Here is a 23,454-nt window from a genome sequence, read left to right as displayed (position 1 = left end):
ATCTTCACCCACTGTATACGAGGGAGTGACATGTTGAAGTGGCTATCATTCACTAGCAGATTGCGATTGAAATTTATAATAGGCACCTGCTTAATTGCCATCATACCGATTCTGATCTTTAGTGTGGTCTCCTACACAATCACTTCATCTAGTCTGCAGCAGGAGTTGGGTCGAGCTAAGATCGAAACATTAAAGCAGGTTCAACAGCGTATTGATGATAAGCTTATTACGTTAAATAAAAATATTATTCAGCATCTATTCACGACCTCATTAGATAAGTTTCTTACTTCTGATAATGTAACGGGTGATCACGTCACATATCGTGAAATGAAATCCTTATTGAGCACAATTGAAGTGCTAGTAGATAATGTAGAGTCCGCCACCTTGTATCTAACGAAAACCGATCAGATCGTTCTTTACGAAGGAGGACCCCGTCCTGCTAAGCAATATTTGGACCCGCTATTGTATGAGAAGATTCAACAGAATAAGGAGCTGTACTTTTGGGTGGATGATCTCAATGAACACCCTAGTCATCGCCGTAAAGCCAAAAATATTACATATGTGCGTGCTGTACCCATATCGGCAGAGAAGCCTTTAGGCTATATTATTGTTCGGTTAAAGGACCGTGCTTTTTTTGAAGTTTACAATAAGATGGATAGTGATTGACAAAGCGAAATGCTCATCGTTACTCCATCAGGCACTGTATTTTCAGATTGGAATCGTGATTTACTTCAAGATGACCTATCTCAATACCCGCTTGTCTCTGAGGTGTTGAATCATCATCAGTTTGAAAGCTCTTTTTATGAATATATGGATCAGAAAAAAATGCTAGTCAGCTATTGGAAGTCGCCTTTGAATCAGTGGACTTATTTGTCCGTCGTACCAACGACCGAATTGCTGCCGCACTTTAATCAGATCAAGAAGATAACCTTTATCGCTTGCTTTATCTTAATCGTCATTTGCTTAGTAGCTGCTTTACTTTTATCTCGGAATTTCTATTATGGAATTAATTCGATTGTTAATCGAATTCGCGGTAAATCTCAGTTGCCTGAGTCTGCAGGCAAGAAGGATGAAATCGGGTTTATTAATTCGTATATGGATACCCTTCAAGAGATCAACACCTCCTTGCACAATCAGGTGGAGCGATCGAAGCCTATTCTGGCTTCTGGTTTTATCCAAACGATGCTGCTAGAGCACGTAAGGAAGAAAGATATCGAGCAGCAGTTTGAGTACTTTGATCTGCCGCAGATAAGTCCCTATTACACGGCCTTCTGTGTTGAGCTTAATGTCCACGAGCAGCTAAGTGAACGAGATATTCAACTGCTAGTCTATGCAGCAACTAATATATGTGAAGAAATAATTCCGAAGGAATCGCCGGGCATACTGACCAAGATAGGTCCTAATCAGTTCGTGATCATCATGAACCATGGAGACGCAACTTCTCAAGCAAGGATGAATACGGCGTTTCAATATGGGGAGAACATCTCGGAAGCCATTGCTCATGCATTGAAGCTAGAATCTACTATTGGAATTGGCCGATGCTATGAACGGACCGATATACGCAAGTCGTTTGTGGAGGCGCGGAATGCGCTTCAATATCGCTTGGTGATTGGCGTTGGGCATGTTATTTACGTGGATCAGGTAGAGCCTTTGCAAGAACATCGAACCTACGAGTATCCCTATGAGATTGAGCAGCAGATCATGATGCAGATGAAGGTAGGTAACTTAGAAGAAGTAAGCCTGCTGCTGGAGCAGTTTTCGAACAAGCTTCGAGAAGCGCCGAATCTTCATGCTGCGCAAGTATTAATGATGTACACGCAGCTAATCTCCTACGCCGTAAGAGAGTTCTACAACTTTGCACCTGAAGAAGCAGCAGCACTCTTTAACTACAATATGTATGGCAAGCTAGGAGAAATGAAAACGATGGAGCATATTCAGCACTGGGTCTACCAGCATGTGTTTGTAATTATAGCTGGTCATATACAATCGATGCGAACGGAGCATAGCTATAAGACGATGGAGCTCGTACTCCATTATATTTCCGAACACTATGACGAGGATCTTTCCCAGCCTATGCTTGCAGAGATAGCTGAGATTCCGCCATCTCACTTTAGTCAAATGTTTAAAGAGGAGCTGGGTATTACGTTCAGTGATTATCTCATCTTATTTCGAATGAATAAAGCGAAGGAGCTGCTGCAGGACACAGACATGAAGATCTTTGAGATCGCCGAGCATCTTCGTTATCACAACTCCCAGAACTTTATCCGAACGTTCAAGAAGGCTCATGGCTTAACGCCTGGTGATTATCGGGCCAAATGCAGAGTCAACAACGTTATAGAGTAGGAATAAGCCTGATAGAGTACTTATTTACAGCTATGAATATTACAAATGCTTATCGATGAATTCGAAAGGTGAGAGTGATATGAATAACGTTAATAAAAGGTATGACGTTGTGATAGTGGGAGGCGGAATCTCAGGTGCAATGGCCGCCATCGCAGCATCGGCGGTAGGCGCAAAGACGCTGATCGTAGAGTCGCATGGATTCTTAGGGGGCACTCTTACTGCAAACGGAGTAGGACCCATGATGACCTTTCACGCAGGGGAGAAGCATGTGATTAAGGGCTTCACTGATCAGTTGATCGAGCGGCTGAAGAAGCTGAACAAGTCTCCTGGTCATATCTTCGACACCGTAGGCTTTACGTATTCAGTAACCCCGTTCGACGCGGAAGCGATGAAGCATGAACTAGAATTGATGGTGACGGAAGCGGGAGCAGATATTCTCTATCATACAATGCTGACCGGCGTTCAGACTGAGAACGGACGGATTATTAGCATAACCCTATGCAACAAGTCCGGATTAAGCGAGATAGAAGCGTCTGTATTCATAGACGGCAGCGGGGACGGAGATCTGTCTGTCGGTGCTGGAGCAGCGTATACGAAAGGCAGAGAATCGGATGGCGCTATGCAGCCACTGACGCTGAAGATGAAGATGTATAATGTGGACATCCCGAGAGTAAAGGCTTACGTTCATGCCCATCCGGAAGACTTCCCGAACTATAAAGGGGATACATCAATAATTGAGAAAGCTCCTCGCCTTTCCATTGCAGGGTTTGACAGCCTGTTCAAAAAGGCAAAGGCTAGAGGCGAGATATCGATCCCGAGGGAGAACATTTTGTTCTTCGAGACCAACAATGCAGGAGAAGTGATCTTGAATACGACTCGGATCATCGGTCATGATGCAACAGATGCGTTCAGCTTGAGCCGAGCGGAGATAGAAGGACGCAGGCAGTGCCGGGAGCTGGAATATTTCGTTCGCAAGTATATTCCGGGCTTTGAGCATGCTGTCGTAGAATCAACAGGTCCGTCGATCGGCGTGCGCAGTTCCAGACAAATCGTCGGCATGTATACCCTTACGGTGGAGGATCTGCTTGGGCAGCGACTGTTTGAAGATACGATTGCGCATTCCGGCTATCCGGTTGATATACACAGTCCTGACGGAGAAGGAACGAAGTATCAGAAGCTGGAATGGGGCGGCATGTACAGCATTCCTTATTCCTGCATGATCACGAAGACCGTGAAGAATCTGATTGTGATCGGAAGATGCATCTCAGCGACGTTCGAGGCGCAGGCGGCGATGAGAACCACACCGACTACGGGAGCCATAGGTCAAGCCGGAGGGGTTGCTGCAGCGCTCGCAGTCAAAGATGCTGTTGATGTGCAGGATGTAGATATCAAGCGAGTGCAAACGATACTGAAGGAGCAAGGTGCATATTTGGAGATTTGAGATTGATTGTAGTTTATCCTTAGGCGAACCCCAAATAGCCTCTCGAGACAGATGATCTCGAGAGGTTGGTTGGCGTTGTCTAGGATTCGTGCTTTCCAAGATACAGAGCGCTGCCTAGACCAAGCAGCAGGGTTAGCACACTGAGGACAATCGTTCCTATTTCCGTCGGGATCCCTGGAAAGATGACGTACAGAGAGCCAATCACCATCCCGATGATAATGGCGTACATAACATGAGGGCACCGAGAGAGAAGCATCTTAATCAGCTTGCTGCTGACGACGAAGCCAACGATGACTCCAGCGCCAATCACCATAATTAACGGAATGTTAAGCGTTGATAACGCCTCGATAGCAGTTGGATATACGCCCAACAGCAGTAATACGAACGAACCGCTGATGCCTGGAAGCAGCATAGCCATACTGGCAAGCCATCCAGCGAAGAATAAGCCGATTCCGCTGGTCAATGTTAGAGGTATGGTCTGTGACATCACTTCATCAGGGCGAAATACTCCAGTTAGGGCGACGAGTACAGCTGCAACGATAAGTATTCCAACATGTCCCGCACGGAAGTTGGTCTTCACGTCCGCTGCTCGAACCAGAAACGGAATGATTCCGAGTATAAGTCCCATAAAGAAAAAGAAAGTCGGCTGGGGATGGTATTCGAGCAGCCATTTCATGACTTTACTTAATAGTACGAGTGCAATGCCTACTCCGATTCCAAGCGGAAGTAGAAACCCAATATGCTTCTTCCAATCCTTGCTGAAGAAGCCGCTTATCGCTGCGATCAGCCGATCATAGAAGCCTAGTATGACGGCAATTGTACCGCCGCTGACGCCTGGAATCAGATCGCTCGTACCGATCAGCATCCCGCGCCATATGTTGCTCCATTCAAACATGCATGAATCTCCTTTGCTGCGCGATCAATTGTTCACATCGATTGTACACTGTATGTTCGGGATTTCCAAGTATATATCTAACCTTACAAGGCATTTTCAATGTGGTAAATGAAATGAATGGTGCATAAATATCCCAAGCAATTATGCATACTAACTTCGAGAGCTGAGCTATGGTTCGGCTGTGTTATCACATTGAAGGAGGAATAACAATGTCTCAGGGACAGAACATGCAGCAAGGTAGCGCTTCAGCCTTTGGTGCAGGTTTATCTGGCGGGATTGTAGCTAGTACATATAGCGGCAATAATGCTGGAGCGCAGAGCAATCAAGGGTTCTATAATCAAGCTGGTATGGGTACTTCCAATTATGCAGGAGGCTATGCAGGCGGCAATATGGCATCTGCAGGATATGGAAGCCATAGCTTGAGCGGTGGTATTGCGAGCGAGGCTTCTAATATGTCAGCTCAAGGTTATGCGAATTCTTCATTTAATCCAGCAGGACAAGTACAGAGCATCACAGCTCAAACTCATGGTGCGCATCAGAATGTAGTGCCTAACAGCTTTCAAGCATCTGGACAAGTACAGAGCATTACTGCTCAAACCCATGGAGCACACCAGAATGTAGTGCCTAACAGCTTTCAAGCATCTGGACAAGTACAGAGCGTGACAGCTCAAACGCACGGAGCACATCAGAACGTAGTGCCTAACAGCTTTCAAGCATCTGGACAAGTACAAAGTGTGACAGCGCAAACTCATGGGGCACACCAGAATGTAGTGCCTAACAGTTATCAAGCAACTGGTCAGGTACCAAGCATGACAGCGCAAACCTATGGCGGCTATCAGAATGCGGCAAGCAACAACTACTCGAATGCGGCTTACGGCGGCTACGCGAACACAGCGGGCAGCAGCTACACAAGCGCGGCGAACAACAGCTATACGAATGCGGCAGCTGCTGACTATACAAATGCAGCGACAAGCGGCTATCAATCGGCAGGGTACGTGCCAAGCGTGACAGCTCAATCCTATGGCGGCTACACCAATGCGGCAAACAACAGCTATTCAAACGCAACAAACAGCAACTACGCGAACGCTGGTAACAACAGCTACACGAACGCAGCAACCAGCAACTACATGAATGCAGCTAACAGTGGCTACACGAATGCAGCAAACAGTAGCTACACGAATGCTGCTAACAGCAGCCTCGCGAACACAGCAAGCGGCAGCTATACAAGCGCAGCGAACAACAGCTATATGAATGCGGCAGCTAATAACTATTCGAATGCAGCCAATCAGTCCTTTGGCGGCTATCAACTTGGAGCTTATTCGAACTATCAGCCAGCTGGACAAGTCCAAAGTGTAACTTCACAGACCCAAGGCGCGCATCAAAATGTTGTTCCAAATCAATACCAGTCCTCCGGACAAGTACAAAGCATCACAGCTCAAACGCATAACGAATAACACATAGTCAAAGAACTGCCAATAAAGGCGGGTTGCATGGATGTCACATTCCAGCAATCCGCCTTATTCATTGTGGGACGCTTGCATGATGAACAACAGTATCTTGAACACTAGCTGCTCCATGCTGTAGGAAGTTCCTGTAACCAAATAGGCATACACACATATACTGATATCGTGTGAAAGGGGGGGAATGAGCGGCATGGCAGTAATTAAAACAAATTCGGAAGACACCAAATTGTTGGCGCGTCTCATGCGTGCAGAGGCTGAAGGCGAAGGCGAGATGGGGATGCTGATGGTAGGCAATGTTGGCGTTAATCGTGTCTTAGGCGATTGTTTGGACTTCATAGGTATACGCAGCATTCCGGATATGGTATATCAGAATCCGGGAGGATTTGAAGCAGTTCAGAAAAGCTATTTTTATCAAAGTGCCAGAGACAGGGAAATTCGACTTGCGACTAGAGCGATCAATGGCGAGCGCACATGGCCTGCTAATAATGCATTATGGTTTTTTCGACCAGTCGGTGACTGTCCGCCAACTTGGTACGATCAAGAAAATACAGGACGTTTCAAAGCACACTGCTTCTTTGCTCCATCTGGTGATGATTGCCCGCGAGTTTATAGTTTTTAATTGCATGTTTCCTAACATGCGGCATTGTGTTAATAAGGTGTGACCAATAACAAGAGACAGCAGAGTGCTGAGAGGAGAGAGCAACAATGTCTTACACGACCTACAATTTTCCGGCGCAGCAGGCAAGCGGCGGATTCGTGGGAGTACATCCAAAAAATTGCGGTTGCAGCAATAGAGTGGGAGGTAGCAGTATGCCAATGTTTACACAGCAAAGAGGTATGGTTCCTCAAGGAATGATGGGTTCACAGATGCCAGTGCCGATGCAACCAATGATGCAAATGCCAATGCAACAACAGATGCCAATGTCGATGCAACCAATGATGCAAATGCCGATGCATCCACATATGCACATGCAGTCACAGACAGGATCTATGCCTCCGCAAGTAAGCAGCGGTGATTACGTCATGCCAGGCGGCACCGTTGTTCCGGGACCTGGCTATGAGCAGTCATATGTTGAAAACATTTTGCGTCTGAACCTTGGCAAAGTAGGCACTTTCTACATGACCTATGAGAATAACTCGCAATGGAATGCCAAAATATTCAAAGGCGTGCTTGAAGCTGCTGGCCGCGATCATATCATTATTAGCGATCCTGTAACAGGTCAACGCATATTGCTGCTGATGATCAATCTTGACTACATCACGTTTGATGAACCGCTCACATACCAATATCCTGGTGTTATCGGCAATCCTCCAACTCGAATCAGCGAACAGTCTTAATAATCTGTATGCTTTCCCAGCTGCAAGCCGCAACCGAATGGTTCGGCTTGTTTTGCTGTGTGCAGAGGTTGGCTAACGCAATCACTGCTACTTTGAACAACATCGACTGTTACGAAAGACAAATACATATGAAAAAAGTTCCAATACAATAAGGGGAGAGCTGATGTCTAGGTTGAATCAGCTTAACTACATTTAGCAAATGAGAGGAGAGTTCATCATTGTTTAAACGAAGATTGTCTGCGACACTAGCCGTAGCCATGATTAGCATGAATGTGCTGGGACTCGGGGGCGTGCAACCTGTCTTCGCAGAAGAGCAGCAGGCGAAAGTGGATTCGCTCTTGAAGGTTCGCAACAGCGGATTTGAGGAGAAGGCCAGTGAGAAGATTCCTGGCTGGGAAGTGACAAGTAAAGAAGATGAGCAATCATCACTGACGGTATCATCCGAGAAATTTAAATCAGGCAGCATGAGCTTACATTTGAAAGACACAAGCACTACAGCTAACGCTTCCCTGCAATCCGATAAGATCGACGTACTGCCGGGAAGAAAATATGTAACAAGCGCTAACTTCTATGCTTTTAATCCTACATCAACAACGAATGCAGAGCAGCCACAGAATAGCAATAAGATAGCATTCGAAGTTCAATACCTTGATAACAATGGAGATGTCATCTCTGTTAATGATCAAACGCTGAGCACAGTGGTGGACGGTCCTTCAAATGACTGGAAAAAAGTTGAGCTCGAGAATACCGCGCCAGCTGGTGCGCAATCGATGAGAATACTTTTCTCAAGCGCAGTTGAAGATACAGCATCATTCTATATTGATGATGTAGCCGTATCCACTGACGTTGATCCAGCAGATCTCCCAGTTACAGAAGTCGTGTATCCTGTTAAAGCAGCAGATCTTGCTGCTGGTTCTAACTTCGAGCTTAAAGTTAAAGCTGATCAGGATGCAGTCATTGAAGTAACTGAGAACGGAGCGATTGTTGCGGAAGGCGAAGGGAAGGCAGATGAGGAAGTATCACTGCTCATTAATGCGCCTGCTGTCGGAGAGCATAAATACAAAGTCTCTTCTTATGCCAAGGGACTTGGTTCAGGTCAAGCAGTTGAAGTTCCAGCAGTCACGGTTCATGCCTTTACAGGCATCCAACTGGATAAGGAAAATGTGCGGCTTAAAGAAGGAGAACAGCACACTGTCGTAACGCAAGCTGTATACGGTCCAGTTCTGCAGGACATCTCTTCCTTCGTTAAACTGGAAGCATCTCCTCAGAACATCGTTGAAATTGACGGCAGCCAAGTTAAGGCAGTAAAAGAAGGCGTCACTGTAGTTACGGCAACTTACGGTGAGAAGCAAGCGAAGCTGAAGGTTAGGGTCAGCAACAGCACGGAAAACCTCATTGAATCTTTACAAATAAAGCTTCCTAAGACTACGATTTCCGTTCAAGAATCCGTTTATGCGGCAGTATACGCCGATTATTGGATTGGCGGAGATCTGAAGACGTTAGAGATCAAGGAAGGCGTTACATTAACAGCAAATCCTTCTTATATCGTCAAAATAGACGGACTCAAGGTAACTGGTGCCTCTAATGGTACTACAGTAATTCAAGCTGTATATGATGATACCAAAGCGACATTTGAACTGACCGTTCAAGGTGGAAACACTGGCGGCGGTGGAGGCTGGTTCCCTCCAGTGGACAATAGCGCCAAGCAGAAAGCAACCAAAGAACAGCTTCAGCTTAAGAATGGTGTAGCCAGCATTACATTCGAGAAAGGCAAGCATGAATTGCTGGTACCTGTTGGTGCTATCGAGTGGTTGGCGGATGGAATACTGGAAGTTGTGAGAGATGAAGCAACTTTAAGAATTCCTGCAAGCATGCTTAAAGATATGCTGGATAAATTGGAGCTTAAGGCCGATAAAGTCGATTATTTCTCAATTACGTTGAAGCCGACGACTAACGGAGTAGTACTGGTAGAGCTGGCGGTTATCGAGAAGAACGGCAAAGTACATGCTTATAAGGATTACTCGAAGCAGGTTCAGCTGCTGATGCCGATTTCAACAGGCAAAGATGCTCGATTCCTCGGAATCTATTCAATCGTTAAGGACAAGGCAGACACATTTGTTGGCGGTAAGCGCAGCGGCAATATGCTGACAGCAAACCTTCAGAGCAATGGTGAATATGCAATAAATGAATTTAATAAGTCATTCACAGATGTCCCATCCAGCCACTGGGCTTCGATGGCGATTCGTACATTAACTGCTAAGCACATTGTCAATGGCGTTAACGATACACAGTATCGCCCGAATGGCTTGATCACCCGCGCAGAATTCGCGGCTATCGTGGCAAGAGCATTCGAGTTGAAGGCGCCAGATAATGTGAAGACGAAGTTCAAGGATGTCAGCGAGAACGCTTGGTATGCAGAAGCAGTAGCAGCAGTTTATGCGGCTGATGTAACGAGAGGCATATCGGCGGACACCTTCGCACCTAACGCACAAATTACTCGTGAGGAGATGCTCGTGATGCTCGTGAGAGCTTCTGGAGCAAAGGCTGATGGTACGCAAGCTAATCTGAAGCAGAAGTTCAAAGACGCTAATGCGATAAGCAGTTGGGCTCAAGAAGCAGTAAGCATCGCGGCAGGCAAAGGCTGGGTTCAAGGCAATCCAAACGGTAAGTTTGAGCCGAAGGCTACTGCAACTCGAGCAGAGAGTGCAATGATGATCTACAACCTGTTCAAAGACGTATTCAATTAATGATCAAGCAAAATCCGGAAGAGACGAATGTCTTTTCCGGATTTTTTGTGTTTATAAAAGTTGCGGGCCTTTAGTACCGATTTATCGAGATATCGAATAAGAATAATTAACTGAATATTCGACGCAATCGAACAGAAGATGCTGTCGAAACAGGACATTTGTATGAATTATTTCCTAAAATTGCAGCTAGACAGAAACCTTTTCGGTCTAAGCAGCGTCGAACAAAATAACAGTAAAAACCAAAGGAGGGATAGGATGGATGATTTCATATCTGATCTTCGCAATAAACAAGTTGTGTTCGAGTACAGCTACTTGGAACGTCCGCTGAAGCTGGGTCATATGATCCTGAATCAAGCGATGGATGTTTGCTTAATTGATGAAATGAAAGGTCATCCGTTGAAGAAAAGTGAATATCTATTGATCTACATGGTTTCTGGAGCGGGTGTACTGTCCGTTGGAGATGAAGAATGGGTTGTGAATGAACAGGAGTATATTCTGGTGGATGCTCCATCGAAGTGGAGATTGATCAACAGCAACACCTTCTCTCCGATGCGAATCCTTACACTTTACATACAAGATAAATGGATGAGCCCGATCGAAATGGAGATTGTAGACAGCATGCACTCGAGTGTTGAGCGCCCCCTGCAAGGGAAAGATACGGGAATGCTATACGATCAGTTAGTTGAATTGTTAAAGGAGCTGGCAAATGAAGACTTGTTCGCGCCCGCTATGGCGGAAAGCTTGCTGCGTCAGATTATTATCCGTATCTGTCGCGCGGAGCAATCATTGCCGGATCAACAGGGGACGGATATATCTCCATCTATAGATTCGAAGAAAGAACTGATCTACCAAATGATTCGATATATGGATGACCATAACTTGAAGACCAAGGAACTCAAGCATATGTCTGAGATTCTGGGGTACAGCTACTCGCATCTGTCGCATGTATTTCGGGAAGAGATGGGAGAGACACTGCAAACGTATTGGGCACGCAAACGAACACTTCAAGCTAAGAAGCTGCTGGAAGCTGGTCAACTGAGCATAACCAAGATAGCGGAAACGTTGCATTATCAATCCATTCATTCGTTCAGCAAAGCGTTTAAGAAGTCGGTAGGAGTTACTCCGAGCGAGTATCAGGAACAATTCCGAGCATGTGAGAAGCAGTCGGTATTGATGTAAAGCATATTTGCTTCCAATTATTTGAGAACATATACTATTATCATATGGAATAGCTTATAACCCTACTTCATTAGGAGGTTTATTATGATCATTACATTGAACAATGGCGTACGTATGCCGCAGCTTGGCTTGGGAGTATGGCGCGTGGCAGAAGGACAAGAAGTGGAGAATGCGGTGCTGACAGCTTTGCAAACCGGATACCGTCACATTGATACAGCAGCTGTATATCGTAATGAAGAAGGCGTAGGCAAAGCATTGAAGCAATCAGGGGTCGCTCGTGAAGATATCTTTGTAACAACGAAGGTGTGGAATGCTGATCAAGGCTATGATGCAACGCTGAAAGCATTTGACGTCAGCGCGAGCAAGCTTGGGTTGGATTATGTGGATCTATATCTCGTACACTGGCCAACACCGCAGCGCGACTTGTACGTCGATACATATAAGGCGCTGGAGCAATTGTATGCTGATGGCCGCGTTCGTGCTATTGGTGTATCGAACTTCCATATTCACCATCTGGAGCGCTTAATGTCAGAAACGAGCATTAAGCCTGCGGTGAACCAAGTGGAATGCCATCCACGCTTGATGCAGCGCGAAATGCGTGAATTCTGCAAGCAGCATGATATTTACCTGGAAGCATGGAGTCCATTGATGCAAGGCGGAGACATCCTGCAGAATGAGCAGATTGTGGCAATCGCCAGCAAATACAATAAGACTGCAGCGCAAGTCATCATTCGCTGGCATCTGCAGCTTGGCAATATCGTCATTCCGAAGTCGATTACGCCTGCTCGTATCCGCGAGAACTTCGATGTATTCAATTTTGAATTGACGAATGAAGATATGGAAGCAGTTAGCGACTTGAACCAAGACAAGCGTGTTGGACCAGATCCGCAGGATATGAACGCAGTCTAGAATCATAATATCAATAGCAGGCCATCTGAAGTTCATTCAGGGGGTCTGCTTTTTTATTTCCATTAAATAAGAATATATTACTGTAGCGTATTGAAATCAATGTATGCAATAATAGGGGTTTGGACCAGCATTGTTAAAGAGCATGCTTATGAAGTAAGTTTTGATTAATGGAATCAAGTACCGTCTTAATGGAGGCTAGAATAGTAGTGGAACGATACCCTTTTGCATATAATCCGACCGAATCCTTTCATCAGCAGGTAAGCGACTGGATAGCAGATGTATTTTATGACCTATTGCCTGAAGCGGGCTTTGAAGTTCGTGATGAGCAGATTTATATGGCGTTTCAGATGGAGCGGGCATTTGCGGAGAAGAATACGATATTCGCTGAAGCGGGTGTCGGCACAGGCAAGACCTTGGTCTATCTGTTGTATGCCGTGTGCTATGCCAGACAGAGCCGGAAGCCAGCGATCATCGCTTGCGCGGACGAATCGCTAATTGAGCAGCTAGTTAAGCCGGAAGGTGATATCGCCAAGCTGGCGCGTCACCTGGATCTGCAGATCGATGCGCGATTAGGGAAATCGCCTGATCAATATGTATGTCTGAATAAGCTGGATCAGATCAGCGGCCAAGGGGAAGATGATGAGCGTTATTTTGCAATCAAGGCGGAGCTTCCTGACTTCGTTTACTCACCTAACACGATGCAATCCTTCTATCCGTATGGGGATCGCAAGGAATATCCAGATCTGAATGATGAGCAGTGGAAGCGAATTGGCTGGGATCCATTCCAGGATTGTCTCGTGTGTGATAAGCGCCATCGCTGCGGGCAGACGTTATCGCGGGAACATTACCGCAAGTCCACGGATCTCATCATATGCTCGCATGATTTCTATATGGAGCATGTGTGGACTTATGAGGGGCGCAAGCGTGAAGGACAACTGCCGCTCTTGCCAGAGCACAGCTCGGTCATCTTTGACGAGGGCCATCTGCTGGAAGCGGCCGCACAGAAAGCATTGACGTACAAGCTTAAGCACTCGGCATTTGAGGAAATTGTTTCGCGATTACTCCAAGGTGAAGTACGGGAAGAGCTTGCTGTTGCAGTAGACGAAGCGATCATGCACAGCGACAGCTTATTTGAGCGGCTTAGCCGTCAAAGTCGGCATATTGCGGGCTCTGACCGCAAAGAAATTCATTACGATGAAGCTTTGCTCTCGGATATGAACCGATTACGTGAGATGATTGCTGCGATTGAGGAAGAGCTCGTATTTGAGAGCGGACTGTTCTCACTTGACAGCTATCAGCTGCGAATCGTCGAGGAGCACCTGGAGATGATGGGGCTCGCGCTGAGCTTATTCGGCCAATCCGAAGGCTTGATCTCGTGGCTTACAGAAGATTCATCTGGTCTGACGCTGGTCATTATGCCAAGACTGGTTAAGGAAGTACTGAAGGAGCGTGTGTTCTCGCAGCAGAAGCCGATCATATTCTCTTCTGCTACGTTGTCGCTCGACGGTTCATTTGACTATGTAGCAGACAGCTTGGGGATCGAGCACTATTTATCATTTTCCGTAGAATCGCCTTATGACTATGCCGAGCAGATGAAGCTCTTCATTCCTCCTGCGGGAAGCGATCTGTCAATAGAGAGCAAGCTCAAGCTCACCATCAAGCTTCTGCAGCAAACGGAAGGCAGAGCGCTGATCCTGTTTCCAAGCCATGAGGAGATGGCGGTATTCAAGCAACTCATCACAGATCGACCTGATGTCGCAAATCTGAAGTTCTGGTATGAAGGTGATCGAGAAATAAGCCATATCATATCCGCCTTTCAGCAGGATGAGCATAGCATATTATGTGCCGTTACCTTGTGGGAAGGTCTAGATATTCCAGGACCGTCGTTATCCAATGTGATCATCTGGTCCATGCCGTTCCCGCCGCATGATCCCGTGTATACGGCCAAACGTCGAGCATCTGCTTCACCATTTGAAGAAGTGGATATGCCTTACATGCTGCTTCGACTGCGACAAGGAATCGGACGATTAATTCGTTCGAGAGAAGATCATGGAGTTGTGGCGATACTCGGTAAGGAAATGCAGTTGGATAAACATGTGCGTGAGAAAGTGCGTGAAGTGCTGCCAAACGGGGTAGAGTGGAAAGAAATGAATCTTAATTAAAGCAAGGGCGACCCCAATGGGCCGGCAGTTCATCATACGATAAGAATGATAACTTATTATTGTGAACTACCGGTCCAAGCTGTTGCCCGGGTTATTGAAGCGAAGCATCGCAAGCGATGCAAAGGGGTTGTTCTCGTCTGTATCTTCATCAGACGCGTCTTGATAGATGAGATTGGATTCATACTCGGCATGATCAGATGTTTCATTGCGCTGCAATTCAATTCGATCGGCAAAGTGTAAATAAACAAGTCCCGTATTGTATGCATCATCGATGGCTCTATGCTGAGAACCGACAAATTCGATGTTCAAAGCTTCTAAGGCCGGCTTGAGGCCAATCTGTTGATTGCCTGTGCGTCCCATCAGTGTAGAGATCGGCTTCTGCAGATTATTGCAGTTGCGCAGCCAATGCAGCGGGATCTTCTTCATCCGACATTCTTTGATAAATTGGATCTTGTCGTCCAAGCCCCATGAACATAACGCATATTCATCTGTATCGATCCATGCGATGAACTGATCCAATACATCCTGCAGACCGCTTGCCTGATTCACATCTTGTTGGGTGATGCCTGTAAATGCAGTCGTGTCACGCGATAATTTGGGGGTCAGGGAAGGTTTCACAAACGCTTGAAATCGATCTATAATAACCGGACGTCCCGCTTCTTCGGTTACTTTCACGGCTCCGATCTCAATGATTTCAGATATTTGCCCTTTCTTGCGAGTGACGGTCATCTCCAGATCGTAGACTATAGCTAGCATATTAGGTCCTCCTTTCAGTACGCCTCGCATTGTGCCATTGTATCACATCCTTCTAGCAAAAGGGATTGGAATTCACTAGTAAACCACAAAAATAGGTTATCAAAGGCATTTCATATGACGTGATTAGAGATATCCGCATATTGTGAACATATGCAGAATAACAGTTAAGAGAATAAGTAGTATTTTTTAATATTGTTAACGTGTGCAATATGATATACATTAATAACTAAGATATAGAAGATATATTCAATAATAAAAATGCACGCGTTAACATTTTAAAATATGCGCTGGTGGAGGTTCATATCGACATGATCATATCCAATGCAACTGATCTGAAACGATTTGTGTTCAGAACCGTGAAGCAGACAGCAGTTACAGACATGCATACGCATTTGTATGCGCCATCATACAACAATTTACTGCTGTACGGTATGGATGAGCAGCTAACGTATCATTATTTGATCTCGGAAGTGCTGCGCCATTCCTCGCTATCTTATGAAGAGTACTGGGCATTATCCAAACGAGAGCAAGCCGATCACATATGGCAGACGCTGTTCCTCGATCATTCCCCTTACAGCGAGGCTTGCCGCGGCGTGTTGACATCGCTGCAGCAGCTCGGTCTCGACACGAGGACAAGGGACTTAGCAGCATACCGCCAGTGGTATGATCATCAATCGACTGAAGACGTTGTTCGCTTCGTACTTGAGAAGGCGAATGTTAAGGATGTCGTGATGACCAACGATCCGTTCGATGATGCTGAGCGAGAGCTCTGGTTGGCTGATACGGACAGCGAGCTGGTGAAGGATGCCCGTTTCCATCGGGCACTGCGCATCGATCCGCTGCTAAACGACTGGCCTAACAGCTATAAGAAGCTGCAAGCGTGGGGCTACGTTGTGAAGGAGCGGATCACGGCTGACGATACCGATGCGCTCGCTGAGGTTGTCCGCTTCTTAACCGATTGGGCAAGACGCATGGACGCGCTCTACATGGCCGTTTCCCTGCCGAGCGACTTCGCTTACCCTGTTGACGATACGAGATCGCTGCTGATCGATCATTGCATCATACCCGCGTGCTCGGCGGTTAATATCCCGATGGCCCTAATGATTGGCGTCAAGCGGAATGTGAATCCGGAGCTTCGGCTAGCCGGGGACATGCTTGGACGTTCAGATATCGAGACCGTTGAGCGGCTATGTCGTCGTTTTCCGCACAATCGATTCCTGGTCACGATGCTGGCACGCGAGAATCAGCATGAACTGGCAGTGCTTGCTCGCAAATTCCGCAATCTGATGGTATTCGGCTGCTGGTGGTTCTTGAATGTACCGTCCATGATTCAGGAAATGACCGCGATGCGCTTCGAGCTGCTTGGCACAAGCGTCATTCCTCAGCATTCGGACTGCCGTGTATTGGAGCAACTGTTGTACAAATGGAGTCATTCACGCGAGATTATTGCTGATGTGTTGACCTCTAAGTACGAGGACATTATGCGGACGGGCTGGAAATTAGAGGAGCATGAGATCGAGCGGGATGTTCAGGATCTGTTAGCCAACAATTTCTGGAGGTTTGTAAAGAAGTAGAACTCATAGATTCATCTGATTAGATACGAGGAGGCGTACAAGATGAGGATGACGTTTCGCTGGTATGGTGAAGGCAATGATTCTGTTACTCTTGATCAGATCAGGCAGATTCCAGGCGTAGAAGGGATCGTGTGGTCGCTGCACGATATGCCTGCTGGAGACGAGTGGCCGCTAGAACGCATTATGGCGGAGAAGGCCCACATCGAGAAGCATGGCTTCCACATGGATGTCGTCGAAAGTGTAAATGTTCATGAGGACATTAAGTTAGGCTTGCCGACACGAGATCGATATATCGAGAACTACAAACGCACGATTGAGAAGCTGGGTCAAGCCGGGGTTAAAGTCATCTGCTACAACTTCATGCCTGTGTTCGACTGGACACGCACGGAGCTGTTCAAGGAGATGGAGGACGGCTCCACAGCCCTATTTTTCGAAAAAGCGATCGTTGACGATATGGACCCGATGGATCTGGTACATAAAGTGGCGGACAATTCAGCATTTACAATGCCAGGCTGGGAACCTGAGCGCTTGCAGCATCTGAGTGCCATGTTTGAAAAGTATAAGGATGTTTCCCTCGACGATTTGTGGGACAACTTAAAATATTTCTTGGAACAGATCATTCCTGTGGCAGAGGTCAATGGCATCAAGATGGCGATCCACCCGGATGATCCGCCGTGGCCAATCTTCGGACTGCCTAGAATTATTACGAATAAAGCCAATATTCAGCGCATGCTGAATCTCGTGGACAGCCCGTCCAACTGCTTGACGATGTGTACAGGCTCTCTGGGCGCTAATCCCGATAATGATGTGGCTGACATCATTAGAACATTTGCAAGTCGCATTCCATTTGCGCATATTCGGAATGTACGCGTCTATGAGAACGGGGATTTCATAGAAACATCGCACCGCGCATGCGACGGCTCAGTCGATATCACCGATGTTGTGAAGGCCTATCACGAAAATGGGTTCAACGGTTATGTTCGTCCGGATCATGGGAGACATCTGTGGAATGAGAAGTGCCGTCCAGGCTACGGACTGTATGATCGCGCGCTCGGCATCATGTATTTGTGGGGAGTATGGGATTCACTAGAACGGGAACGTAATCGCTAAATAGAGGATGTGAGGTATAAACGATCGTTTACGGACATTGTGGGGCTGAACCCTAGTATAAGAGCACTGCCCCTATTGCATAAATAGAGGAGGAATAGTGTTGAATAAATACGAAGTGCTGCAGATGGTTGAACAGATCGGGGTAGTTGCGATTGTGAGAGCGAATACGGTAGAGGAAGCGAAGCAGATCTCAATCGCGTGCGCGAAAGGGGGAATCCCGCTTATTGAAGTCACGTATACGATTCCTGGCGCAACTGAAGTTATCCGTGAGTTAAACGAGGAGGAGCCAAGCTTAATCGTTGGCGCAGGCACGGTGCTGGATGCGGTAACGGCGCGAATCGCGATCTTAGCAGGCGCAAAATTCGTTGTATCTCCCTATTTCGATCAGGAAGTTGCGGAGATGTGTAATCTATATCGGATTCCTTATATGGCGGGGTGCATGACGATCGAGGATATCGTTCGCGCGATGAAGGCCGGCTGTGATGTGATCAAGCTGTTCCCAGGCAGCGCCTACTCCCCTTCCTTCGTGAAGGACATTAAAGGGCCGCTTCCGCACGCACAAATCATGCCGACTGGCGGTGTCGACCTGAACAATGTCGGCGAATGGATACGCCATGGCGTCACAGCGGTTGGTGCAGGCAGCCAATTGACGAAGGGCAGCCCAGAACAGATTCGAGCGACCGCCGAGCAGTTTGTCGCAAAAGTGAACGAAGCGAGAAGCAGGCTTAAGGCGGGGATCGCATGAATCGCATCGTAGCCTTCGGGGAACTGATGCTTCGTCTCTCGCCGCCGGCGTATCAGCGATTCCCAGGAAGTCAGTCTTACGACGTGCACTTCGGCGGAAGCGAAGCCAATGTTGCGACCGCGCTGAGTCGCTGGGGGCTCCCAGCCTCATATGTTACGAAGGTTCCTGCGGATGCCCTTGGAGATAGTGCGGTGCAGGCTTTGCGATCTGCGGGAATAGATACTTCATATATCGTTCAAGGCAAAGGAAGATTAGGTATCTATTATCTAGAGCAAGGTTATTCGATTCGACCGAGCAAAGTGATCTATGACCGCGCGAATTCGGCTGTTTCGTTAGCGCAGGTTGAGGAGTTTGAGATCGACCGCGCTCTAGAAGGAGCCTCCTTGTTTCATGTGTCGGGCATTACGCTTGGAATTAGCGAGCATGCCAGAAAGATCGCTAAGGCGTTCATTGCGGCGGCGAAGCGCAAGGGCATTCCCGTGAGCTTCGACGTTAATTATCGAAGCAAGCTGTGGACACTTGAAGAAGCGCGGGCCGGCATGTTAGACATACTGGATTCGGTAGACGTGCTGTTTGCAGGGCATCTGGATATGACGAATCTGCTTCGTATAGAGCCGGACTTCGAGTTTGTGACAGGCGAGGAGGCTGCTTATATCGAGCATCTCTATCGTAAATTTATGGCTCGATATCCGCAGATTCAGTTAATGGCTTGCAGCATTCGCGAGATGATATCGTCTTCGCGGAATCGTTATCAGGGTGTGCTGTTCGATGGACAGGTGCTGTATCGTTCCAAGGCCTATGATCTCGATATTATCGATCGAGTCGGGACCGGCGATGCGTATGCTGCGGGTGTGTTATTTGCCTACCTCACCGGACGAGAGTTCGCATATGCGGTTGAGTACGGTGCGGCAGCGGCGGCGATCAAGCATACGATGCCAGGTGATGCGCTTATTGCGGCAGTTGCTGAGGTCGAGGACACGTTTAATACCGAAGGGTATAAGATTCAACGATAGCTTGTTGTAATTGAAGAGCCTTTTCCTATGCATATGGCTGAATCTCATCAGCGGACTGGATGCAGGAAAAAGGCTCTTTATGCGCTGCACGAGTAGAGGCAGCAGCGAGGTAGCCTACTCCGTTGAAGTGGACAGAGAATCCGCTATTTTGGGATTATCGAGCAAATATGGAGTTTGGCGGACACAGAATCCGTTATTTGCTTCGGATGGGGTCATTTTCGGTTGATTTGGAGCAAATAACGGCTCCACGGTCCGTTAGCTCGTCGAATAAGCGGTAATGTCAGCAAATAAGGGATCGTGTGTCCGCTAGTCTGCCATCCCCGCAATCTCCGCCATCCCACCCGCCTCCAATCTTAATCGAGCTCGCCAACTGAAGCTCGTTCCATGATTTCCGTGCCAATGAATATCTTCTCTCCAGGATAATTAGGCTGGTGCATGATCTTCAGCAGTCTCGTCGCTCCTTCTTCACTGACGCTGCAGATCGATCGCTTGACTGTCGATAGCGATGGGGTTATGTATGAACCAAAAGGGCTGTCATCAAAGCCCATGATTGAAATATCGTCCGGAATGTGCAGGCCGGCTTCATGTATAGCCTTCATAGCCCCAACCGCCATTTCGTCATTGCAGCAGAATACAGCTGTTGGTCGGTTAGAGATCTGAAGCAGCTGCTGCATCGCGGTATAGCCGCTCTCCATGGTAAAGCTTCCTTTTATCATCAAGTCACCTTCAACAGGGAGATGGTTGTCCATCAGCGCTCTCATGTATCCTTCTTTTCGTTCTTCAGCCGCCTTAAAGCCGCTCTTGCCCTCAATTATTGCTATGCGTTTATGCCTCTTCGCGATCAGATAGCTGACCGCATCGTATGCTCCCTTTCGGTCCGCAGGCAGGATGTTGATCAATTGACTATCATTAATATCTCGATTCAGCACCACGAGAGGGATCTTCTTGCTTAACACATGGTAGATGAATGAATTGTCCTGTTCACTCTGACTCATGAGAATGATCCCATCGAAACGCTGCGAATCGATAGTTGTAAAGTTGTCGTTATAGTGATCGATCGATTTCACGACCAGATTGTAGTTTTCTCCAATACTATTGTTTACCCCTCTAACGGTCTCAAAGAAAAAGCTGTGAGAAGTTTCTTGATTCATCGTAGAGAAGAATAGACCGATATTATGTGATTTGCAGAGAACCAAGTTCTTCGCGTTATAGTTCGGGACATAGTTCAGTTCCTTTGCGAGCGCTTTGATCTTGACCTTCGTGTCTTCGTTAATGAGCGGGCTGTCGTTCAGAGCTCTGGATACGGTTGTATGTGAAATGTTCAATATTTTAGCTATATCTTTGATGGTTACCGCCATAGAATCGTGACGCTCCTCTAAACTTAATACTCTTCATTATACTTGATTATTGAGCAAAATGCCTTTAACACATGATGTGTAACTCGAACTTTCAGATCCACTTATCGAGGGAATTTGGGAGTTCTTTTTATTTGAAGGCGATACCATAATATTTTACTTATAATCATAATATCGGTATTTTTGACAAGATATCCATTCACAGGATAAAAAATATGTGATATCTTCCATAGATACAGAAAGTATAGGTACCTATTTTTGATCAGTCTGACGGTATGGACGCCATATGGGATTCGCCGTTTGGAAATTTTTCATTGTACAAGCCTGATTCCAAGTCTATCGTCCTTCATAAGGAAGGCACGATTCGGATCAGGGCATAACCAGAAAACGATGATGGATGACGACATTCCAATCCATGTGAAGCAAGGTATCGTCTTTAATCACTATCAATCCGTTCATTCATTCAGCAAAGCCTTCAAGAAAACAGCAGGAATTACTCCGAGTGAATATCAAGATCTGTACGGCAACGCTGCAGAAAAACGGTGGTTATAGAAATCATAAGCCAGATATCATTTAAAGCCTGTGGAGGGAGATTGTGATATGACGAATTCGATGTGTGCAGATGTCATTATTATTGGCGGAGGTACAGGAGGCTGTGCTGCTGCGTTATCCGCTGCACAGATGGGGAAGACCGTTATTATGACAGAAGAGACGGATTGGATCGGTGGTCAATTGACGAGCCAGGCCGTTCCACCGGATGAGCATCCTTGGATAGAGGAATTTGGCTGTACCGCGAGCTATCGCCGGTTTAGACAACAGGTACGCGATTATTATCGCCGTGTCATGCCGATTGCAGAATCGGTTGATCCTTATAAGCCTTTCAATCCCGGTAACGCGATCGTCAGCCGAATCAGTCATGAACCGCGCGTTTCGCTTGCGGTGCTGCTTGAGATGCTGGCTCCGCATGTCAATAGCGGGCGAGTACAGATTCTGTATGGCTACACAGCATGTGCGGCTGAAACTTCTGGAGATGACGTTGCGTCGGTTACGGTTCACAGCGCGGCGGACGGCGACAAGATTGTATTGACAGCACCTTACTTCGTCGATGCTACCGAAGAGGGCGATCTGCTTCCGCTCGCTGGTGTTGAATACGTCACAGGCTCTGAATCCAAGGCGCAAACGGGTGAGCCGCACGCTCTGGATGGAGAGGCTGATCCACAGGATATGCAAGCATTCACCTACTGCTTCGCGATGGATTATATCGAAGGCGAAGACCATACGATCGAGAAGCCGGAAAACTATGATTTCTGGAGACAATATAAAGCGGATTTCTGGCCTGACCAACACCTCAGCTGGATGGGGCTCGTGCCGCATACACTTGAACCGGTTCAATACAGTTTATTTCCTGATGACGTGTACTTCTCCTTATGGGAATATCGCCGTATCGCAGATAAGACACTGTATGCGGAAGGCACCTATAAGAGCGATATTACGCTTGTTAACTGGCCGGCCAACGACTACTGGCTTGGTTCGATTATCGATGTGAGCCCAGAAGAACGTGCGCGGCACTTGGAAAATGCGAAGCAATTGAGCCTGTCCTTGCTGTACTGGATGCAGACAGAAGCGCCGCGCTCAGACGGCGGTGCTGGATACCCAGGATTACGTCTGCGTGCAGATGTCGTCGGCACGAAGGACGGTCTGGCGAAGAGCGTGTACATTCGTGAATCTCGCCGCATTCAGGCGGAATATACGATAGTGGAGCAGGATGTGAGCGAAGCGTGCAGACCAGATGGCAGGGCGGCTGATTACAACGACTCTGTCGGCGTCGGCTGCTACCGGATTGACCTGCATCCGAGCACAGGACTGCGCAACTACATTGACGTATCGAGCTTGCCGTTTGAGATTCCGCTCGGCAGCTTTATTCCAAAGCGGGTCAACAATCTGCTTCCTGCTTGCAAAAATATCGGCACGACGCATATCACGAACGGCTGTTACCGCCTCCACCCTGTAGAGTGGAACATTGGCGAGTCTGTTGGACATCTGACGGCGTTCTGCATCGACAACAACGTGCTCCCTCGCCAAGTGCGCGCGCAGCGGGAATTGCTTGAAGCATTCCAAGCGCAGCTGGTGCAAGCCGGCGTTCAATTAAAATGGCCGAAGGTTCACGCGGTATAATAGATAGTTGAGGGGCTTTCTCGACGGCATGCGCTAAGCCGCCTGAGGGAAGGCCCCTTTGTTGTGCGAGCGCCCCCATCACTGTGGTACCCCGACTCTGTAACGCGGTTTTTCCCCGTTAACTCACTTTACCTGCGAGTTTCGCACGCTGTAACGGGGAAAAAACCAGTTATCACGCACGAGGCCTCCCCATGCGCACACAGTCACGACTCTGTAACCGGGTTTATCCCTGTTAACTCACCTAACCAG

The 23,454-nt window shown here is 47.3% G+C and carries 19 protein-coding genes; 16 read left to right on the top strand and 3 right to left on the bottom strand.

Annotated features, from left to right (window positions below):
• Positions 1-30: 30 nt before the first annotated feature.
• From ACXX53_RS02315 to ACXX53_RS02305, 3 genes are all read left to right on the top strand, one after another.
• A complete protein-coding gene (locus tag ACXX53_RS02315) occupies positions 31-666 on the top strand; it encodes a hypothetical protein (protein WP_458566979.1) in 636 nt (211 codons plus the stop codon).
• A gap of 9 nt (positions 667-675) precedes the next feature.
• Complete coding sequence (locus ACXX53_RS02310) at positions 676-2,343, top strand: helix-turn-helix domain-containing protein (RefSeq protein ID WP_458566978.1); 1,668 nt, start codon at positions 676-678, stop codon at positions 2,341-2,343.
• Between the two features lie 79 nt (positions 2,344-2,422).
• Positions 2,423-3,784, top strand: coding sequence for an FAD-dependent oxidoreductase (locus ACXX53_RS02305; RefSeq protein ID WP_458566977.1), 1,362 nt, complete (start codon positions 2,423-2,425; stop codon positions 3,782-3,784).
• A gap of 79 nt (positions 3,785-3,863) precedes the next feature.
• On the opposite strand, the gene ACXX53_RS02300 is transcribed toward ACXX53_RS02305, so the two are convergent.
• A complete protein-coding gene (locus tag ACXX53_RS02300) occupies positions 3,864-4,679 on the bottom strand; it encodes a DUF368 domain-containing protein (RefSeq protein ID WP_458566976.1) in 816 nt (271 codons plus the stop codon).
• Positions 4,680-4,888: 209 nt separating this feature from the next.
• Here ACXX53_RS02300 and ACXX53_RS02295 point away from each other — a divergent pair, with 209 nt between their 5' ends.
• From ACXX53_RS02295 to ACXX53_RS02265, 7 genes are all read left to right on the top strand, one after another.
• Positions 4,889-6,133 (top strand): hypothetical protein, encoded by a 1,245-nt coding sequence (locus ACXX53_RS02295; protein WP_458566975.1) that lies wholly within the window; start codon positions 4,889-4,891, stop codon positions 6,131-6,133.
• Positions 6,134-6,332: 199 nt separating this feature from the next.
• Positions 6,333-6,761 (top strand): cell wall hydrolase, encoded by a 429-nt coding sequence (locus ACXX53_RS02290; protein WP_458566974.1) that lies wholly within the window; start codon positions 6,333-6,335, stop codon positions 6,759-6,761.
• A gap of 317 nt (positions 6,762-7,078) precedes the next feature.
• Positions 7,079-7,480, top strand: a complete 402-nt coding sequence (gerQ, locus tag ACXX53_RS02285; protein ID WP_458567658.1) for a spore coat protein GerQ — start codon at positions 7,079-7,081, stop codon at positions 7,478-7,480.
• A 218-nt stretch (positions 7,481-7,698) separates the two neighbouring features.
• The gene (locus tag ACXX53_RS02280; RefSeq protein ID WP_458566973.1) at positions 7,699-10,227 is read left to right on the top strand and encodes an S-layer homology domain-containing protein; all 2,529 of its coding nucleotides are present in this window, start codon (positions 7,699-7,701) and stop codon (positions 10,225-10,227) included.
• Between the two features lie 255 nt (positions 10,228-10,482).
• Complete coding sequence (locus tag ACXX53_RS02275) at positions 10,483-11,406, top strand: AraC family transcriptional regulator (RefSeq protein ID WP_458566972.1); 924 nt, start codon at positions 10,483-10,485, stop codon at positions 11,404-11,406.
• Positions 11,407-11,490: 84 nt separating this feature from the next.
• Complete coding sequence (locus ACXX53_RS02270; RefSeq protein WP_458566971.1) at positions 11,491-12,315, top strand: aldo/keto reductase; 825 nt, start codon at positions 11,491-11,493, stop codon at positions 12,313-12,315.
• Between the two features lie 206 nt (positions 12,316-12,521).
• Positions 12,522-14,477 (top strand): ATP-dependent DNA helicase, encoded by a 1,956-nt coding sequence (locus tag ACXX53_RS02265; RefSeq protein ID WP_458566970.1) that lies wholly within the window; start codon positions 12,522-12,524, stop codon positions 14,475-14,477.
• Positions 14,478-14,543: 66 nt separating this feature from the next.
• On the opposite strand, the gene ACXX53_RS02260 is transcribed toward ACXX53_RS02265, so the two are convergent.
• Positions 14,544-15,233 (bottom strand): exonuclease domain-containing protein, encoded by a 690-nt coding sequence (locus tag ACXX53_RS02260; protein WP_458566969.1) that lies wholly within the window; start codon positions 15,231-15,233, stop codon positions 14,544-14,546.
• A gap of 308 nt (positions 15,234-15,541) precedes the next feature.
• On the opposite strand from ACXX53_RS02260, the gene ACXX53_RS02255 reads away from it, so the two are divergent.
• The 4 genes from ACXX53_RS02255 to ACXX53_RS02240 all read left to right on the top strand — a co-directional run bounded on the left by ACXX53_RS02255 (position 15,542) and on the right by ACXX53_RS02240 (position 19,675).
• The gene (locus tag ACXX53_RS02255) at positions 15,542-16,807 is read left to right on the top strand and encodes a glucuronate isomerase (protein ID WP_458566968.1); all 1,266 of its coding nucleotides are present in this window, start codon (positions 15,542-15,544) and stop codon (positions 16,805-16,807) included.
• Between the two features lie 42 nt (positions 16,808-16,849).
• Positions 16,850-17,917: a mannonate dehydratase gene (gene uxuA, locus ACXX53_RS02250; protein ID WP_458566967.1), complete on the top strand. Its 1,068-nt coding sequence runs from the start codon at positions 16,850-16,852 to the stop codon at positions 17,915-17,917.
• A gap of 100 nt (positions 17,918-18,017) precedes the next feature.
• Positions 18,018-18,662, top strand: coding sequence for a bifunctional 2-keto-4-hydroxyglutarate aldolase/2-keto-3-deoxy-6-phosphogluconate aldolase (locus ACXX53_RS02245; RefSeq protein ID WP_458566966.1), 645 nt, complete (start codon positions 18,018-18,020; stop codon positions 18,660-18,662).
• Positions 18,659-19,675: a PfkB family carbohydrate kinase gene (locus ACXX53_RS02240; protein ID WP_458566965.1), complete on the top strand. Its 1,017-nt coding sequence runs from the start codon at positions 18,659-18,661 to the stop codon at positions 19,673-19,675. The genes ACXX53_RS02245 and ACXX53_RS02240 overlap by 4 nt, the downstream gene beginning before the upstream one ends.
• 353 nt (positions 19,676-20,028) lie before the next feature.
• Here the strand turns inward: ACXX53_RS02240 and ACXX53_RS02235 are convergent, their stop codons facing one another.
• Positions 20,029-21,033: a LacI family DNA-binding transcriptional regulator gene (locus ACXX53_RS02235; RefSeq protein WP_458566964.1), complete on the bottom strand. Its 1,005-nt coding sequence runs from the start codon at positions 21,031-21,033 to the stop codon at positions 20,029-20,031.
• 387 nt (positions 21,034-21,420) lie between these two features.
• On the opposite strand from ACXX53_RS02235, the gene ACXX53_RS02230 reads away from it, so the two are divergent.
• Together ACXX53_RS02230 and ACXX53_RS02225 are read left to right on the top strand one after the other, a co-directional pair.
• Complete coding sequence (locus tag ACXX53_RS02230; RefSeq protein WP_458566963.1) at positions 21,421-21,582, top strand: hypothetical protein; 162 nt, start codon at positions 21,421-21,423, stop codon at positions 21,580-21,582.
• A 48-nt stretch (positions 21,583-21,630) separates the two neighbouring features.
• Positions 21,631-23,205, top strand: a complete 1,575-nt coding sequence (locus ACXX53_RS02225; protein WP_458566962.1) for an FAD-dependent oxidoreductase — start codon at positions 21,631-21,633, stop codon at positions 23,203-23,205.
• Positions 23,206-23,454 lie beyond the last annotated feature (249 nt).

Source organism: Paenibacillus marinisediminis, assembly GCF_054343325.1.
The sequence above is the reverse complement of the archived record's forward strand: the minus strand, read 5'-3'. Positions and strand labels throughout refer to the sequence as shown.